The sequence below is a fragment of the Dehalococcoidia bacterium genome (assembly GCA_035528575.1).
Classification (GTDB): domain Bacteria; phylum Chloroflexota; class Dehalococcoidia; order E44-bin15; family E44-bin15; genus DATKYK01.
Genome location: DATKYK010000016.1, coordinates 62,496 through 80,588, shown reverse-complemented (window position 1 = coordinate 80,588; position 18,093 = coordinate 62,496). Strand labels below are relative to the sequence as shown.

Below are 18,093 nucleotides of genomic sequence, written 5' to 3'. Positions count from 1 at the left end.
TCACTGAGAAATACTTTAGTACAGATAATACTGCTATTCGATATAGCGCTAGCTACAATCTAGATGAGGGAGAACCTGTTGATAATTGGTAGGCAATAAAATAGCTAATACTTAAGCCGCATTCCGATGAACTGAGTAATTCTTGTAGTAGGTATAGTAATCGCGTGTCAGTCCTGCGATGCCCGAATTCCATCGAAGGGCTAACTCAGTTCGGAATTAACCCTAGACCAGCTTAGCTGCCATTGTCTGCGCATTACTTATAGCATAGCCCTCGGCATCGTTGTTGAAGTATATATAGACTGTGTCGAGATCCTTCGCCAGCCTAGTGATCCTCCTTGTCCATTCATCCAACTCTCCGTTGGAGTAGCAGCTAAAGTAAAGCCCGCTTGAGCCGTGAAAGCGGATGTAGGCAAAATCTGCCGTCGCTAGAGGTGGGCAGGGAAGATCGGGCATATCGAAGACGCAGAAGCCGATACCGTGCCGCCGCAGCATGTCGAACACAGCTTCATCAAGCCAGGACTGGTGGCGAAACTCGATGACATGGCGGAGCTCTTTGGGTAATAACGATAGGAAGCTTTCCAGCCGTTCATCGTTGCGGTGCATGTTTGGCGGGAGCTGGTAGAGCAGCGGGCCCAGCTTCTCATTGAGATGTCGCGCCCGCTCAATGAAGGTCTCTATCGGTTTGGCTACATCCTTGAGCCTCTTGATGTGGGTGATGAACCTGCTTACCTTGACCGCGTAGCGGAAGCCCTCTGGCGAGCTATCACGCCAGTTGGAAAATGCCTGCTCTGAGGGAAGGCGGTAGAAGCTGTTGTTGAGCTCCACGGTGGAGAAAAGTCCAGTGTAGTGCTCCAGCCACTTAGACTGGGGTAGCTTGGATGGATAGAAAACACCCCGCCAGTGCGGGTAGACCCAGCCACTTGTCCCGATATAGTACTTCGTCAACCCGATAAACTCACAATATTTAATTATATTCCCTATCAATAACCCCATCAACCTTGAAGCCCTTGCGGGTTTTGTGGTAGATTTTAGGCGAAGATAGTGAAGATAAGATCGATGTTAAATCTGGAAAAAGATCGTGAAAGGCTAATTCAACACCTGCGTCACGAGATCGATGATGAGAGGGTGCTTGATGCGATGGCGCGGGTGCCCCGCGAGATTTTCGTGCCCAGCCTGAGTCGACAATTTGCCTATGATGATAGGCCATTACCTATTGGTGAGGACCAAACCATATCCCAGCCCTTCATCGTGGCGCTGATGACCCAGGCACTGGTTCTTAGCGGGAAGGAGAAGGTTCTGGAGCTTGGCACGGGGAGCGGGTATCAGGCGGCGATCCTCGCCGAGCTGGCGGGGCAGGTAATCACTGTGGAAAGGATGCCTAAGCTTGCACGGAAAGCCAGGCAGACCTTGAAGAGTCTAGGCTATACTAACGTAGAGGTTAATATTGCCATAAAAGAACTGGGCTGGCCGGAAGAAGCACCCTATGATGCAATCGTGGTAACGGCCGCTGCACCCAGGATTCCACAAGGGCTACTGGATCAGCTTGCTATAGGCGGTCGTTTGGTAATCCCGGTTGGCTCCCGCTGGGAGCAGGACCTATTGCAGGTGATCAGGCAGAAGGAGGAGATGACTGTGAAGAACTTAACCCATTGCCGCTTCGTCCCGCTCATCGGGGAGGATGCCTGGAGCGAGGATTAGGAATCCATCCTCTCTCTATTCGGGGGCTTCATATCTTTAGGCAGGTTGGTGAGTTGGCAAGCTTCCTGCTTGGTAAGCTCAGCGGGGTGTCTGCAATAGCCTGTAGTACTGTTTTACTGTCATCCCCGGGGAAAAACCCAAACAGGCTTAAAAACAGCAGGAAAGAATTCAATGGATGGAATGGATACTGGGTTGGTAAACAGATAGACTGAGAGAGGGTAGCATTGCGATTAAAATGCCCTTAAAAGGGGCTAGAATTGCCTGTATTGTCGGTTAATTACTGGCAATGACTCACAAAGTTATGGGAATATCCTAGAGGCAGTGTTGGAGATGGAGACGCATTTTGTGATTCACATGGTTAATTTCGGGGGAGAATTCGCGGTGTATGCGCCAGCGACCATTTCTCACCATCCTAATTTAGTAAAAAATATTGATCGTTGCTCATAAGCCTAGAAGGATAAGGTTAGAGCTTGTTGTAAAAAAACGACCTTCTCATTACAGTGGGGAATCAGGCACATTGGATAGCTTATCTTAAGAACAATAGTGGAGCCATCATGCCATTTTGATAGCGATTTTATCAGCCTAGTGAGGGAATTTATTCATGCTCATGCTTTGTGTAACAGGCTCATTATCGAATTCTTATCACATACAGGAAGTACTCAATATTGATGATATGTATTCAAAGAAGGTACTCAATGGGACACAGCTATCGAAGGATATAGAACATTAAAATCCAATGCGTTAAAAGTTGGGGGGCAGATTGTAAAAATGGGGGAACTTATAGATGGGACTTGAAGCCGCAATTAGTAGGAAACCACCGAGGAGGCCACACCCAACACCAGGATAATGAGGATGGCAAAAACCAGGTGGAGAATTCCACTCACAAAGCAGGTACAAATTGATCGCCAGGTGGAGAAATCCAGCGCCTCCCTTACCGCGATGACCGTGGCGATGAACATCCACACACATGCTGCCAGCGATAAAAATATACCGATAAGGGGAATTAAGATAAATATTAGTAGTATCCCTGGTGTAGCGGCGAAACCGATGGCTCGAAGAAGCTCACCGTAGGTTGCTATAACTCGCCAGGGTGTCTGAGGTCCCTTAAATAATGTGGTGCCGATGAAGTAGGTGACAAAGGACCAAACAAACCATAAAACTAGGGCACTAAATAGCCCCACGAATAGATTTAGGACAAATTGCCCCGCATCTACATCTGGCAGGGTGAGCAGACCGGCTCCAATCCCAGCAAACGAGCTGTAGATCAGGACCACTAAGAGTGCCTGCCGTATCGCGGCAGGATCATTCATCACCTGTACATAAAAGTTTGCATCGAGCCTAGCTGCTCTAATCATTTTGTCGGCAAGATTACCCATGTGGTTCCCTTTCACCATTCGATTCGGCATGAGCAAAATAGCACATATGCCTGGCGATGTCAATCGACTTGTCGGCAGTTAAGGCATAGCCACATCTAATCTGCTTAGTCCGCCAATGGCTAGTTAACTGTCATAAGTAGGATGGGTTATGCATTAACACGGGATATGTTCTCCTTAGTAACGCTAGAGATATATGAAAATAATCGCATCGGTTTGCACCTCGAAAAGCTACTTCGGCGCGATGTAATCATTATAATTATAATAATGCTTCGGAAAATTGGCCTTGCCAGCGATGAGCGCAAGTAGATCTACCATATAGAATAAGCATGGAATTTGACATGTCCGCAATAATATGGGTGAATACAAATCCTTGCCACGGCTTGTAAAGATTGCTATACTAGCCGCAGGTTGGATTGGGTTGAGGAGGGGACTATTTAAAGTGAATTACGAGACAATTATCGGGCTTGAGGTCCATGCGCAGCTGCTGACCAAGAGCAAGATGTTCTGTCGATGTGGCACGGACTATGTGAACGCAGAACCCAATACGCGTGTCTGCCCTATATGCATGGGGATGCCTGGGGTGCTCCCCGTCATCAACCAGAAGGCTATAGAATACGTGGTGATGACCGCCTTGGCGCTGAACTGCTCCATCCCGGAATATGCCAAGTTTGACCGTAAGAACTACCCCTACCCTGACCTGCTGAAAGGCTATCAGATCTCTCAGTATGATGCACCTTTAGGTATTTACGGCTGGATGGATATAGAGGTTGGAGAGGGAGAGGATAGGGGCGAGCAAAAAAAGAGGAGAATCGCTATCACGCGGGTACATCTAGAGGAGGATGCAGCAAAGCTAATCCATCGCACCACCGCGGAGGGAGAGTCCTATAGCCTGGTAGATATCAATCGTGCCGGCATACCACTGATGGAGATCGTGAGTGAGCCTGACCTGCGCTCCCCTGAGGAGGCGCGACAGTACCTGATAAAGCTGCGTAATATCATCCAGTTCATCGGTGTGTCCAGCGGGAATATGGAGGAGGGGAGCTTTAGGTGTGACGCCAATATCAGCATGCGCACCGAAGGTGGTAACGACTCGGTAAAGGTCGAGGTCAAGAACATGAATAGCTTCAAGTCGGTCTATCGCGCTCTCAAATACGAGGAGGAGCGGCAGCGCAATGCGATAGAAGTAGGAGAGCGCCTCACCCAGGAGACCAGGGGTTGGGTTGAGGATCGGGGAGTCACAGTTTCGCAACGAAGCAAAGAGTATGCTCACGATTATCGTTATTTCCATGAGCCGGATCTACCACCCATGGTATTCAGCCCCAAATGGGTTGCAGAGGTTGGAGCGCGTCTTCCCGAGCTTCCCGAGAACAGGCGCAACAGATTTATCGCGGATTATGAGCTTCCTTACTACGATGCCAGCCTGCTAACTAACTCCAAAGCAATGTCTGACTATTTCGAAGCCTGCCTGAAACTGAATAATAAGGCCAGGGATAAAAAAAAGGCGAAAGTGGTGAGCAACTGGCTCCTGGGCGATTTCACGAGGCTTCTCCATGCCACGGATACTGAGATCGATAATGCTAAGATTACTCCCGGGCTATTGGTTGAGATGCTAGAACTCGTAGATAATGGGACGCTCAGCGGAGCTGCCGCGAAGAGGGTATTCGAGGAGATGTTTGCCAGTGGCAGGCGGGCTGGTGATATTATAGCTGAGCAGGGGCTTGCCCAGATTAGCGACGTGCAGGAGATAGAGGGAGTTGTAGCCCAAGTGATAATCAATAATACTCAGGCGGTGGCGGATTACAAGAAAGGGAAGGAGCAGGCACTAACCTTCATGGTGGGTCAGGTGATAAGGGAGACCAGGGGGCGGGCTAATCCTGCTGCGGTGAATAAACTCTTGAAAGAGAGACTGGAGGGTTAAGCATGGAGACATATCTCAATAGTGCCCAAATTATATTGGCCATTGTATTGGTAATTGTATTCCTTCTTCAGGTGAGAGGTGGAGGTCTGGGGGGTATCTTCGGGCAGCAGACTGGTATGTACCGTACCAAACGGGGGATCGAAAAAACCATATTCCGCTTCACCATTGCCTTGATGGTGATCTTTGTCATCATCTCGATATTCGCAGTCAGGGCTACAGGTTAGTATTGTGGCTATCATTACACTGACCACCGACTTTGGTAACGATGATCCCTATGTAGCAGCTATGAAAGGGGTGATACTTGACCTCAATCCCGAGGTTACAATAGTCGACATCTGTCATAACATCAAGCCCCAGAACGTTGCTCAGGCCGCCTATATTTTGAGCACAACCTATCACTACTTCACCAGGGGCACAGTTCATATTGCGGTAGTTGACCCCGGGGTAGGTACGGAGCGGCAGGCAGTACTACTCATTACTCACCAAGCATTCTTCCTTGGCCCCGACAACGGCGTGCTAAGCTATATTGTGGAGGAATCCCTCCCCGAGATTGAAGCGATTGCCTTAACCAATCCTCGCTTCTGGCTCTCACCGCTAAGTAACACCTTTCACGGTCGCGATATATTCGCCCCTGTTTCTGCCCATCTCTCCCTAGGAGTATCTCCCTACGAGTTTGGTGACCTGATTCCATCCATCGCTGCCTTCACCATACCCCGTCCTCAAATTGGAAAGGACGGGGTGCTTATTGGTAGGGTTATTCATATCGATCGCTTTGGTAATCTAATCAGCGATATTAAGCGTGAGGACCTACCCAGGGGCAGGATCTTCATAGAGGTTGGCGGCCATATAATAGATGACCTGAGCTCCTCCTATGAGGAGGAGGAAGAGCTCCTGGCGATCATGGGCTCAGGCGAGCGGCTAGAGGTATCGTTGCGGAATGGTAGTGCTGCCAGGTTTCTGAGGGCTAAGATTGGAGATGAGGTGAAGGTGGGAGCTACTAAAACGTCGCTGAAAGGGAGACTTAGCTTAGAGTAGGTGATAGCAAGTTGAGTGGTACCATTCCAGGGTAGTGGTACCATTCCAGGGTAAAGGAGGAAAAAAGTTCGTGGCTGTTTTTAAAACCTGGCTATTGGAAATAAGGCCACAGTTCCTGCTACTTGTCCCGGTCTGTGTCTTTTCTGGGGTAGCGGTTTCACTATACGAGGGTTATCCTTTTAACGCCGTGTATTTTGTCTTAGCCTTTTTCGGTGCTCTGTTTGCTCATATAAGCGTCAATGTTCTTAATGACTACTTTGACTATAAGAGTGGGATAGACCTAAAGACACATCGAACCCCCTTCAGTGGTGGTAGCGGCATCCTCCCCGCGGGCATGCTCAGACCAAGGAATGTGCTTCTCCTAGGGTTAGGAAGTTTGGCTGTCACCATTATTATTGGGATATACTTCATTTATATCATGCCGGTAATATTGCCAATAGGGCTTTTAGGGGTATTACTGGTACTTATATATACGCCTTATCTAACCAGATTACCTGGAATAACTGAGCTAGTAGGTCCCGGGTTGGGGTTCGGACTAATGGTGCTGGGCACCTATGTTGTCCAGACCGAGGCTTATAGCGCTGCAGCGATAGCTGTCGCGTTTGTTTCCGGGTTGCTTATCGCGGATTTGCTGCTGCTAAATGAGTTTCCCGATGTGGAGGCTGATAGATTTGCAGGGAGGAAGCACCTACCAATAATATTGAACAAGGGGAGGGCGGCTAATATTTATTGCTTGATATTGGTATTAGTCTATGCTCTAATCGCAGGAGCAGTCGTTGCCGAGGTACTCCCAATATTGGCGCTACTGGGACTGGCAACACTACCGCTGGGAATAAAGACAGTAAAGGGTGTGCTGAGGTCCCACAGTGATAGAGACAACCTTATTCCAGTAATGGGCATGAACGTACAGGTTGTACTTCTAACCCCTCTGTTGATGTCCACTGGCATCCTTATTTGGGCATTTACCTTCAGCTAGGGGGAATTAAGCTTGCCTCGACCTGGCATATAACGCTGCTAGTGGCGATGATGGCGATGGGGATTGGCTGGAGAAATACACATGTACCCTACTAGGGTGAGCTTCTTTGAATTTTACCCCATTCCTCCGGTGTAATGGTCTTCTCTCCCAATGCTATCCGTACTATAGTATTATATCCAAACTTAATATTGGAATTCTCTCCGATCTCAACCGGCTTACTCTCTCTTCCAGGTTGCGCTCCGGGCAAAGGATTATTGTTCAGCAGAGTCCCATTCTTGCTGCCTAGGTCCATAAGCATTAGCTTCCCCGATTCCGGATAAATGCGGGCGTGGGTTTTAGAAACGGTAGCATCAGTGACGCCCAAAGAGACTGTATCGCCCCTCGTCCTTACCACCACTGTAAAATCCTTATCACTACGACCTATCTCCAGCGGTTCTCTTAGAGGAACCGCTATGTCCCGACCATCATCACTCTTGGCTATCAGATAGCTCACACCAAAGACCTTTTTATATTCTCGAGCGCCGCCTTCATCATGGAGATATCCTTATAGCGCTCCCCCCTATCCTTTGCCAGGCATTGCGCAATGATATCGTCAAGCTCCGCGGGCAATTCAGGATTGACCTCGCTTGGTTTTACCACCTCGCTGTCCGTTATACTTATTGCTAGTTCCAAAGTACTCTGTCCCTGAAATGGGAGACGCCCCGTGACCATTTCATATAGCACAGCCCCGCACTGGTAGATATCTGTCCACCATCCAACATCGCCGAATTTTGCTGGACTTACCTGCTCCGGGCTTGAATAGTACGGGGTCCCTGTGGAACCCGACCTCATTGACAGGTCTATCATCATCTTCCCCAGACCCCAGTCTGCCAGCTTCGGGTTATTTTCCTTATCGGAGAGGATGTTTTCTGGTTTTATATCTCTATGAATAATCCCAAGATGGTGTGTATAGTAAAGAGCATCACATATTTTCAGAGCTATATCGAGAGATTCCTCTAATTTTAGATGTCCTATCCTCAATCGCAGTGAGCCTCCTTCCATGTATTCCACTGCTATCCACGGATAGGGCTTTGTCCCGTATTCGATAACCTCTACAATATTGGGGTGACTTAACCGTGACCATAACCTGGCTTCTTCCAAAAATGCTCCGGGCTCTACCGTTTCAAACTGAGCGAGCCTGGGGACCTTTATGGCAACTATTCGTCCATCCTCTTTCCTCCGGGTTCTATAAACGTCTGCAAACCCTCCAAATCCAATTAAATCCAGAATTTCATATTTCTCTGATATCTCTCCACCAAGTTCAGGTTTCGGCGGCCGGTCTGCCGTTTTTAACGGTGCAGCCAGTGTCATCCCCCCCTCGACATCCTTGGACTCTATATTTCTCTTCAGAGAATCCAGTTCTCTTGCCACTTCCTCCACGGCCTGAGGCTTCTTCAGTTTGGCCCTGATAGACTCCACCTCCGCCTCGTAGCTCTCCGTTTTCATGGCGTTCAATTCGCTCTCTAGCTGCTTTAATCTTAGAATCTTCTCCCCAAAGATTCTAAACTCTTGTACTATCTCATCCAATTTTTTCATCTAGGTCTCCCCTTTGAATGATGAGGCGTCATGACCTGCTACTTTCCACTGCCTCAATCTACGTCCACACTCCCCTACAAGCAATTGTATTTTTCCATTTTACTACACTAACACAATACGATAATACGGGCCCGTGTTGTTATCTGCGATCTTTCAACCTCAGCGATGCTATCACCAATCCAAGCATGGCAGCTATGATAGCCAAGAGTACACCCCAGTGAGCAACCACATTTACATCGAATGCTTGGCCCCAGTTTTCATCCATATTATCTATTGTGCTTTCGGCTTGAAAAATAGCCTCTTGAGCCTCTTGCTCATCCACTGGCTCAACATCAGGACGTACGCCCGGGAAATCACACTCGGTTAATATGTTGAACCCGGAACACTTTTCTTGGCTGCATATATCATCAGCCACACATTCTCCCATGCCACTGATGGTCACCATGGATTCAAAGGTCCATTTCGTTGTAGTTGCATAACCAATTGCCTCTCCTACACCACCGAAGTACTTAATAGGCATTACACCGCCAAATATTATCTGTGGCACCATAATGAGTAAAAGAAGTAACGGAGACACATTCGGGTTTGGTGACACCGCAGAAATAAATAAGCCTGTCATCATGCCCCCAACAAGTGATAACGTCAATGTTACATAGACCGCCACCACTTGACCGAGGGAGGGCCAACCGCCAGCCAATTTCATAAACAGGATAAAAATCCCGGCCGAATATAATGCAATTATCCCAGCAACCCAGACTTTGGAAAGTACATACGGCACTATCTTGAGCGTCACTATGCGCTCTCGGTGGTAGATATCCGATTCTTTGACAATCTCACGCATCGAGACGAGGCCGCCAACCAGAAAGCAGATCACGGAGACATTAAACAGGACAATTACAACCCTCATAGCATCACCACCGTCCGGTTCGAAGATGCCCCGGCTCCAGAAAGCGAAGAAGAGCAAGCCGATGAGGGGAGCTATCAACAGCATTAGCATTGCGCTAGCTTTATCTCGTCTCAATATGTTCATATTGCGGCGCGACAGGATGACGAACTGACGCCGAGCGGAGACGTGCTTCAATGTCGCTCCTGGGCTAGCGATTGGTGGAGGAGTTGGCAATTGGAGTGCTGCACCGTATTTATGGGGCAAGCGTGCGACGATGAATTTCTGATACTGTTCAGATTGGTGATACTGCTCCGCCCAGGCTTCGGGTGTTCGTTCCCTTTGAAGTTTGTCGTAAATGTCGTCGAAATCATTGACACCAAAATAACTCAACGCCTCCTGTGGAGGTCCGTAGTAAGCGAGACAGCCGCCTTTAGCAAGAAAGACGACCTGGTCACATAGCAGAACGTTCCTGGTAGCATGAGTAACAAGTACGACCGTATGGCCTTGGTCGGCGACGTCTCGCAAGAGATACATCATCTGACGTTCGCTTCCAGGATCGAGGCCCGAGGTGGCTTCATCGAGGAAGAGTAGCCCTGGCTGAGCCAGCAATTCGGCCCCGATAGAGACTCGCCTTTGCTCTCCACCACTAAGACGACGGATAACGCGGTCTTTGCATTCGGTTAGACTAAGCGCATCCAATACATCGCTAACGCGCTGATTGCGCTCGGCAGGAGCCGTGTCGGCAGGGAGCCGAAGCCGTGCCGAGTAGTCCAATGCCTCATAGACTGTTAGCTCCATGTGAATTATATTCTTCTGAGGAACATATCCAAGTTGAGTGCGGTAGACATCAAAGTTGGAATACAGGTTGTTGTTATTCACTAAGACCTGACCCTCGCTGGCAGGGCGAAAACCGCTGAGGGCATCGAGCAGTGTGGACTTGCCAGCGCCACTAACACCGACGATTGCGATAAACTCCCGGGGTTGGATAGCGAGTGTTATATCTTTCAATAGATTCTTGCCCTTGCCAACGAACCTGTTAAGACGCAATGCGTCCAAGCGCAGATTACCCGATTCATCTACCGCTTTAAGCGCCTCCGGTATATAGACAACTTTATATGGGCCAATGTAGATTATATCGTCGCGGTGTAGCTGGCGAGACCGAACCACACGCTCGCCATTGACAAACGTGCCATTAGTTGAACCAAGGTCTTCAATTACATGATCTCCGTCAGGTCTGCGCCGGGTGATACGGGCATGACTCCACGAGACCATGGGGTGAGCTATTATAAAGTCATTGTCCGTACCTCGCCCTATGGTCAGGATGTCACGTCCTGCCAGATCGGGTACCTGTAGCTCTGCTTCATGTGGCGTTTCCACCAGCATCTTATCTATGCAGCTTGCTTCGGGGGTCAAATGGAGCGTCATTATAAAGCTGCCGATGCTGATAGCGTCACCGTCTTTGAGAGGATACGGCACGTTCGGCTCAATTGTCTCGCTGTTGACCTGTGTGCTGTTGAGGCTGCCCAGGTCCGTGATATATAGGACACCTTCCATCTGCTCAAGCCTCGCGTGGTGACGCGAAACCATCTCATCGCTGAGCAATACATCATTGTCCGTGGCACGCCCAATGGAGACTGGCAGTTGGGTTAGGGCCTGTTTACGAAGCTCATTGCCGCAGCGGATTTCCAAAATGCTTGAGTCGTTAATAATCGTTATTCTCCTATCTCTAAAAATGCCCTAAAAATAATACAAGGCTTTATGCAGAGAATTTACTTAAATAGATCCTCCAACTCCGAGACGTCATAGCCCTCCTCCCTCCAGAGCTCCATCTGTGTCTTGAGCTCCCTGATCTGTGCATTGGTTGCTCTTCTTCTCTTTGTACTCTTATTTGCCCAGAAAAACCCCGGCACTGTCACGATAAGCGCACCGACCACTATTCCTGCCACTGCACCGCCGCCTAACCCACCACCATCAGGGGAAGGCGTTGGTGTAGTTATGGTCGTGCCACCATATCCAAGGGGGTATAGGTCAACGGTACCAATCCAGTCATCCTCCGAATTAGATGATGCATCGTAAAGGGCAAGTTGATAACCATATAATCCTGGATATCCTGTAGTGGCGGTGAGGTCCAGGTAGCCATACTCAGAGTCAGAACCATATATGCTCCAGCTGGTGGACTCTGAGTGAACCAACTGTGCCAATGTGTCATAGATGTTTGCGTAGACAGTGACATAAGCAGAGCTACCGGTGGTATCCACATCTATCGTTAGCGTGACGGAGTCATCATATCCATCACTATCACTATCATAGGTGCTGGGACTGACTGAGTTGAAGTATTCATTATAGTCAGATACACCACCATATCCAAGGGGGTATAAGTAGACGGAACCAGACCAGCTATCCTCCCAGTAAGCCAGGTTATCATATAGCTCAAGTTGGTAACTATAATATCCCGGGTCTCCTGAACTGGCGATTAGGTATAAGTAGCCATACTCAGAGCCAGAACCATATATGCTCCAGGTGGCAGAATCTGAGTCAACCAGGAATCCATATGAATCTTCTAAATCCCCGTAAATGGTGACATAAGCAGAGCTACCAGTGGTATCCACATCTATCGTTAGCGTGACGGAGTCATCATATCCATCACTATCACTATCGGAGGTGCTGGGACTGACTGAGTTGAAGTATTCATTATAGTCAGACGTACCACCATATCCAAGGGGGTATAAGTAGATGGAATTAGACCAGCTATCCTCCCAGTATGCCAGGTCATCATAGAGATCAAGGTAATAACTATAGTATCCCGGATCTCCTGAACTGGCGGTCAGGTATAAGTAGCCATACTCAGAGTCAGAACCATATATGCTCCAGGTGGCGGAATCTGAGTCAACCAGGAATCCATATGAATCTTCTAAATCCCCGTAAATGGTGACATCAACATAGCCACCGTCGGTATCCACATCCACCGTTAGTGTGACGGAGTCATCATATCCATCACTATCGCTATCATAGGTGCTGGGACTGACTGAATAGAAGGATTCATAGTAGTCAGATGCACCACCATATCCAAGGGGGTATAAGTAGACGGAATCAGACCAGCTATCCTCCCAGTATGCCAGGTCATCATAGAGATCAAGGTAATAACTATAGTATCCCGGGTCTCCTGAACTGGCGGTCAGGTATAAATAGCCATACTCATAGTCAGAACCATATATGCTCCAGGTGGCGGAATCTGAGTCAACCAGGAATCCATATGAATCTTCCAAATCCCCGTAAACGGTGACATCAACATAGCCACCGTCGGTATTCACATCCACCGATAGCGTGAGGGAGTCATCATATCCATCACTATCGCTATCATAGGTGTAGAGACTGACTGAGTGGAAGGATTCATAGTAGTCTACCAGTAATGCTGTTACGCTCGGCTTATCTGCTAATGCTGCCACAAGTATTATTGAGGATACAAATAATATCATAAACAATCTGATGGTTATAAATGGCACCTTATTTGCTCCTGTAATACTTCTCATTATTCCATTCATATAAACTGCCGATACTGTGACCTTTGCTTTCTCCTTAGGGTCGCTTTGATGAAAAAACAACTCAGACAAAGACCTCATTTCCCCTTAGTCACTCTCCCAATTATTCTGCCCATAATACAGGAATAACTACTAATAGTCCCTACTGCGTTCCCCTTTGCCTATTGTTATAGTTCTTGCTCTTCTATTTAAACGCACAGTAGTTAAATCCACTACGAGAGATATATCTCATAGTCAAGACTCGCCGTTGATTATGTTACAATCATTCATAGCCTGTCAATCCCTCAATGCAAGCGACACGGGAACATGCTGTGAAGAGGGGCAATAGTTAGTCGAGATTATACATCCCAAATTGACCTGGTCTGGCTCTTTTGGCTGCAGCCTTGGCTTCGAAGCATTACCAATTACAAATTGGCATTGTATTGCGCTGTACTAGGTTTAAAACAGGCGCCAGGGAGATGGAGAGCAGTTATATTTACCTGTTTACTGACGTCGGACAGTTATCGGACTTCCTCTCCTCGGCTGCTATGAGGCCGGAAGAGTTCGGTGTATCCAATCCCTGAAACGGTCCTGCCAGCTAATTGCCCTGATACAGTCGTCCTCCCTTCCCAGAATGCTGGGTAGAACCCCGGGAGGGCCACAGGTATTTTTATCTCCTGTTCCGGGTATGCCGCCTTGATCTCCAAATCCAGGGCTTGAGAATCCTCCTGAACTCGCCATAGGATTCCGTACTCACAGCCGCTATCAGGAGAAACCCACGACTGCATCCTTTGCAATAAGAAATCCTTAGTGTAGAAGACCGAGTTATCAGGGAATATTATTGTCAGGGGACGCGATACAATTGACCCATTGTTTCTGATGGCTTGCCAAAAGACGATCTCGGTATTGTTATCAAGCTGGATGGAGAACCACTCATAGCTTCGTATCACTGCTGCTGGTATAAAATCCATCCACTGATGGTCCATCCAGCCCATCCCTTCAACATCTATCGTCGCTCCCGATAGTTCGATCTGCCCCTTAACCCGAATTCTGGTTAGCGAGTAGTAGTAGGAACTCCCGAAGGGCCATCTAATGAGGCCATCGCCACTGGCCAAGAGAGGTGGTTTCTGTGAAACCAGATCTACGTTGAGGCCAATCTCTGTGCCATGGGAATGGAGGTGATAAAAGAGCGCGTCCGGGCTACTGTGAAACCAACGATCATGCGATCCCCAGCGAAGATCCAGGAACCTCTGGGCACAGTATAGCTTGGAAAGGGAAGCCTCGTGATAAAACTGCTTTTCCTTAAGGTCGGAAATCGACAACACCCTGAGAGCGGCGTTAAAATAGGCCACCATAGCCCCGTATGACCGGCTATTAGAATCCATCAGTGTGAAATTCCCGTACCACCACTCGAACAGTACCTTGGGGTGAGCGCCTTCATCTTCTGGAAGATGAACTTGAGGTGGGCCGAATGTCGTAGATTCTTCTCTTAGCAATCCCTTTTACCTTCGAGCTTTTGCAGAGTACTTTGCGTCGGTTGCAGCCAGTTAAGTACTGTGATACTCGCTGCCCTCTGCAGGTAAATAGCCCCTCTAACCGGCCAATAGCAGTTTTTCAGCAGTGTAGAAGCTCGTTTATTTTCTCGAGTTTTACAGTGAGTTGATGATGTAGCGGCAAGAGCTACATGGCCTTCACCTCATACAGGCCTGAATAAAGAGAGGGCTAACTTATACCAGCCACATAGGCCATCGCTATAATTTAACGAATAGCACTATCCTATCTCTTATGTCCTTCAAATCAGATCTTGCATCAGTTGACATGCTCATCCATTTCTCTATAAGCTTCCATCTGGATTCAACCAACATATCAGACTCGTTTTTCCAAGTCTCCAGTTGCTTCCATTTGTCATCCAAACTCTTATCAATCTGTATTAGAGCATCTCTAATCTGCATTAGCAGTTGTTGTTCTTCCATTATTTACATTCCCCCATAAATCATATGAGCAGATAATACTGCGAGGAGCTTTGCCTGTCAATGCTGTGGGCTCTACGGAAGAAGGGCTGACTACTCTGGGGTAGTCACCCGCGTGTAAGAGATTATCACAACCTACATTTTTATCTCCTAATGGCTGGTTATTTACTCTCCTCTTTATACGAATATTTTGCATAATAACCTCAGACTATATATTACAAACCTTCCGCGCCTGCCAGTCCCTCACGCCAGCGGTGCGGGAACGGTCGGCAAAGGGTGCGGGTGGGATATACGCTGGGGGCAATAGTTTGTCAGGGTCGCTCGCTACTAATTCATCTTGGTGAGCGCTCTAGTCTATTACAGCTTCTTTATAGCCTTGGCGCCTCAGTAATACGAAGCGTAAAAAGGCTGTCAGGCGCTGAGCCAGGCTTGACCAGCAATAGGAGGATAGAGATTAGCACTATCTCCTTGATTACTTTATATAGTGCATTGCCACTCTAATAGGCTACATATTCCGTGGTAGGCTGATGACTCTTTCAAAGTCTGCAATGGCGCTTGCTTTCTTGAACCATCGTTTTAAAAAGCTTTCCACAGTTATAACACGCATTCTAAAGTTGTTATTGAATTCAATGTCTTTGGTTTACTCCACCACCACCGCTGTTCCATAGACCAGGAGTTCGGACGCGCCGCTCATCACCATCGAGGTGACGAATCTGGTATCAAGGATTGCATTGGCTCCCATCTCCTCCGCCTGCTCGACCATTCTCTGGATGGCCTGCTCTCTGGCCTCAGCCATGAGCTTAGTATATTCGGAGATCTCCCCGCCAACGATGCTGCGCAGTCCTGCGGTGATATCCCTTCCAATATGCCGGGCCCTGATAGTGCTGCCCTTGACCATACCCAGGGTCTTCACTATCTTATTACCCTCTATGTGGTCCGAGGTTACTATTATCAATATTTTACCTCCTTGATCGCCTTGGGTTCCCTGCGTGCCTTCTGAATCCTGTCCCCGCTCACATATCCCAGGAGCAGGACAAACCCTACTGAAGCAATACCGGCGAGAACCCGGATACTAAGGGGGACGAGAGGATCGTTGAAGAAAGACCTGGCAGTCCAGCCGATGATTCCCAGGATACCGGTGCCGATCAGTACTAGGGCAACAAATTCCAGCGTCCTCACACTCTCACCTCCATATAGCATATGGATACCGTAATTATACATCCAATAAATGGAACTTCAAGACCTGGTGCTTATCTCTTGTAGCGCCATACTGTGCCTTGAGGGGTGTCTTCCTGGATTACCCCCAGCTTTGCCAGCCTGTCGCGAATCTCATCGGCATCTGCCCACTCTCGCCTCAACCGTTTCTCCTGCCGTTTATCGACTATCTGCTGGATGCATTCATCATCTGTTGCATCCTTTTTCAGGGTAATACCGATCTGACCTGCTAATTCTACCACTGCATTGATATCAACACTGAAGCGGTATCCCTTGAACGTCAGACCCATTACTCCAGCCAGCTCTATTAGCTCTCGCTGTGCTTTTTCAATAGAATGCCCTTCATCCGCTGCCCGGTTGATCTCTGAGGCAAGGTCGAATAGGGCGGCGATGGCCTGGGCGGTATTGAAATCATCGTCCATGGCCTGGGTGAAGCGCTGGCGGCAAGTCGCAGCCTGGGGCACTGGTGGACCATCGCCGCTCTCGCGATGCGCTGCAAGGCGGAGCCTCACTGACCCTCTATGAGCAGCTTCTAACCCATCCTCGGTATAGGTAAGGGGGCTTCGGTAGTGGGAGCTTAGGACAAAGAGCCTGATGGCATCGGCGCTATAGCGCTCCAGTGCCTCTTTAACCGTAATAAGATTGCCCAGTGATTTGCTCATCTTCTCCTCACCGAGCTGCATCAGCCCGTTGTGCATCCAGTACCGAGCAAATGGGCTAACGCCAGTGAAGGCTTCTGACTGGGCGATCTCGTTCTCGTGGTGGGGGAATACTAGGTCCTGCCCTCCGCCATGAATATCAAGTGTCTCACCCAGGTATTTTAGGGACATGGCGCTGCACTCGATGTGCCAGCCGGGCCTCCCCTGGCCCCAGGGGCTCTCCCACTGAGGCTCACCGGGCTTGGCCGCCTTCCATAGTGCGAAGTCCATCGCATGCTCTTTATTGCTTTTTTCATCGCAACTGGTGCCCGTCATCATCTCGCTCAGGCTTCGGTGGCTCAGCTTTCCGTACTGGGGAAAGCTACTCAACCGGAAATAGACATCATTCCCTGATTGATAGGCGTGTCCGCTTTCAATAAGGCCGGAGACGACCTCGATGATCTTGGGGATTTCCTCAGTAGCCCTGGGGTAGTCATCGGCCCTTTTTACATTAAGGGCATCCATGTCTGAGTGGTACTGCTCGATAAACTTCTGGGCCAGCTCCTGGGTGGAAAGACCTGATTGACTGGCGCGGGCGATAATCTTGTCATCGACATCGGTAAAGTTCTGAACGTATCTCACCCGGTATCCGCGAAACTCAAGATAACGCCTTATTACATCGAAGATGATATAGCTCATAGCGTGCCCGATGTGGCACTCGCTATAGGGGGTAACCCCGCAGACGTATATCTTTATCGGGTCGCCCCCCGGGGTAAATTCCTCTTTTCGACCAGAGAGGGTGTTATAGATTCTCATTTTCTCTCAACCAGGGCAACCGCATGTGTGGCAATTCCCCTGCTTTCTCCCAGAAAGCCCAGCCCCGCTGAGGTAGTTGCCTTCACCGAGACCTGTTCTATATCTATGGCAACGGCTGTGCAGATGTTTCGGCGCATTTCGTCGATGTGATTTGCTAGACGGGGCTGCTCACAAAGGATGGTGGCATCTATGTTTTCGATCTTGAAGCCTCTATCATGTAGCATTTCGCCGACACGATTCAGGAGGGTCATGCTGGATATATCTTTATACTGGGGGTCGGCATCGGGGAAATGGGTGCCGATATCCCTTAAAGAGATAGCGCCGAGGAGGGCATCGATGATGGCATGAGTTAGCACATCGGCATCGCTATGACCCTGGAGGCCGCTACCGAAGGTCACAGTCACGCCGCCGAGCACCAGGGGGCGCCCTGCGACCAGGGGATGAACATCATAGCCGATTCCAACGCGCATTT

The 18,093-nt window shown here is 48.8% G+C and carries 18 protein-coding genes; 6 read left to right on the top strand and 12 right to left on the bottom strand.

Annotated elements, in window-relative coordinates; all coding sequences use genetic code 11:
• Positions 1–222: 222 nt before the first annotated feature.
• Positions 223–984, bottom strand: a complete 762-nt coding sequence (locus tag VMX96_02955; GenBank protein HUU62868.1) for a DUF72 domain-containing protein — start codon at positions 982–984, stop codon at positions 223–225.
• Between the two features lie 72 nt (positions 985–1,056).
• Here VMX96_02955 and VMX96_02950 point away from each other — a divergent pair, with 72 nt between their 5' ends.
• Both VMX96_02950 and VMX96_02945 read left to right on the top strand, forming a co-directional pair.
• A complete protein-coding gene (locus tag VMX96_02950) occupies positions 1,057–1,698 on the top strand; it encodes a protein-L-isoaspartate(D-aspartate) O-methyltransferase (protein ID HUU62867.1) in 642 nt (213 codons plus the stop codon).
• A gap of 53 nt (positions 1,699–1,751) precedes the next feature.
• On the top strand, positions 1,752–1,910 hold the full coding sequence (locus VMX96_02945; protein ID HUU62866.1) for a hypothetical protein: 159 nt from the start codon (positions 1,752–1,754) through the stop codon (positions 1,908–1,910).
• 591 nt (positions 1,911–2,501) lie between these two features.
• Here the strand turns inward: VMX96_02945 and VMX96_02940 are convergent.
• Complete coding sequence (locus VMX96_02940; protein ID HUU62865.1) at positions 2,502–3,074, bottom strand: YIP1 family protein; 573 nt, start codon at positions 3,072–3,074, stop codon at positions 2,502–2,504.
• 439 nt (positions 3,075–3,513) lie between these two features.
• Here VMX96_02940 and gatB point away from each other — a divergent pair, with 439 nt between their 5' ends.
• The 4 genes from gatB to VMX96_02920 are packed head-to-tail and all read left to right on the top strand — an operon-like array spanning position 3,514 to position 7,003.
• Positions 3,514–4,992 (top strand): Asp-tRNA(Asn)/Glu-tRNA(Gln) amidotransferase subunit GatB, encoded by a 1,479-nt coding sequence (gene gatB / locus VMX96_02935; GenBank protein HUU62864.1) that lies wholly within the window; start codon positions 3,514–3,516, stop codon positions 4,990–4,992.
• Between the two features lie 2 nt (positions 4,993–4,994).
• Positions 4,995–5,216, top strand: coding sequence for a preprotein translocase subunit SecG (secG, locus tag VMX96_02930; GenBank protein HUU62863.1), 222 nt, complete (start codon positions 4,995–4,997; stop codon positions 5,214–5,216).
• 4 nt (positions 5,217–5,220) lie between these two features.
• A complete protein-coding gene (locus tag VMX96_02925; GenBank protein ID HUU62862.1) occupies positions 5,221–6,027 on the top strand; it encodes an SAM-dependent chlorinase/fluorinase in 807 nt (268 codons plus the stop codon).
• 34 nt (positions 6,028–6,061) lie between these two features.
• A complete protein-coding gene (locus VMX96_02920) occupies positions 6,062–7,003 on the top strand; it encodes a prenyltransferase (protein ID HUU62861.1) in 942 nt (313 codons plus the stop codon).
• Positions 7,004–7,094: 91 nt separating this feature from the next.
• On the opposite strand, the gene VMX96_02915 is transcribed toward VMX96_02920, so the two are convergent.
• From VMX96_02915 to ispF, 10 genes are all read right to left on the bottom strand, one after another.
• Entirely contained in the window at positions 7,095–7,496 is a 402-nt protein-coding gene (locus tag VMX96_02915; protein ID HUU62860.1) for an FHA domain-containing protein, read from the bottom strand.
• On the bottom strand, positions 7,493–8,578 hold the full coding sequence (locus VMX96_02910; protein HUU62859.1) for a serine/threonine-protein kinase: 1,086 nt from the start codon (positions 8,576–8,578) through the stop codon (positions 7,493–7,495). The genes VMX96_02915 and VMX96_02910 overlap by 4 nt, the downstream gene beginning before the upstream one ends.
• A 139-nt stretch (positions 8,579–8,717) precedes the next feature.
• Entirely contained in the window at positions 8,718–11,153 is a 2,436-nt protein-coding gene (locus VMX96_02905; GenBank protein ID HUU62858.1) for an FHA domain-containing protein, read from the bottom strand.
• A gap of 80 nt (positions 11,154–11,233) precedes the next feature.
• Positions 11,234–12,967, bottom strand: coding sequence for a hypothetical protein (locus VMX96_02900; GenBank protein HUU62857.1), 1,734 nt, complete (start codon positions 12,965–12,967; stop codon positions 11,234–11,236).
• Positions 12,968–13,503: 536 nt separating this feature from the next.
• Positions 13,504–14,478, bottom strand: coding sequence for a lipocalin-like domain-containing protein (locus VMX96_02895; GenBank protein ID HUU62856.1), 975 nt, complete (start codon positions 14,476–14,478; stop codon positions 13,504–13,506).
• 255 nt (positions 14,479–14,733) lie between these two features.
• Entirely contained in the window at positions 14,734–14,955 is a 222-nt protein-coding gene (locus VMX96_02890) for a hypothetical protein (protein HUU62855.1), read from the bottom strand.
• 637 nt (positions 14,956–15,592) lie between these two features.
• Positions 15,593–15,907 carry a YbjQ family protein gene (locus VMX96_02885; protein ID HUU62854.1) on the bottom strand — a complete coding sequence of 105 codons (315 nt, stop codon included), beginning with the start codon at positions 15,905–15,907 and terminating at the stop codon, positions 15,593–15,595.
• On the bottom strand, positions 15,904–16,131 hold the full coding sequence (locus VMX96_02880) for a hypothetical protein (protein HUU62853.1): 228 nt from the start codon (positions 16,129–16,131) through the stop codon (positions 15,904–15,906). The genes VMX96_02885 and VMX96_02880 overlap by 4 nt, the downstream gene beginning before the upstream one ends.
• Positions 16,132–16,202: 71 nt before the next feature.
• On the bottom strand, positions 16,203–17,621 hold the full coding sequence (gene cysS, locus VMX96_02875) for a cysteine--tRNA ligase (protein ID HUU62852.1): 1,419 nt from the start codon (positions 17,619–17,621) through the stop codon (positions 16,203–16,205).
• The gene (ispF, locus tag VMX96_02870; GenBank protein ID HUU62851.1) at positions 17,618–18,091 is read right to left on the bottom strand and encodes a 2-C-methyl-D-erythritol 2,4-cyclodiphosphate synthase; all 474 of its coding nucleotides are present in this window, start codon (positions 18,089–18,091) and stop codon (positions 17,618–17,620) included. Before ispF ends, cysS begins: the two co-directional genes overlap by 4 nt.
• Between the last annotated feature and the right edge of the window lie 2 nt (positions 18,092–18,093).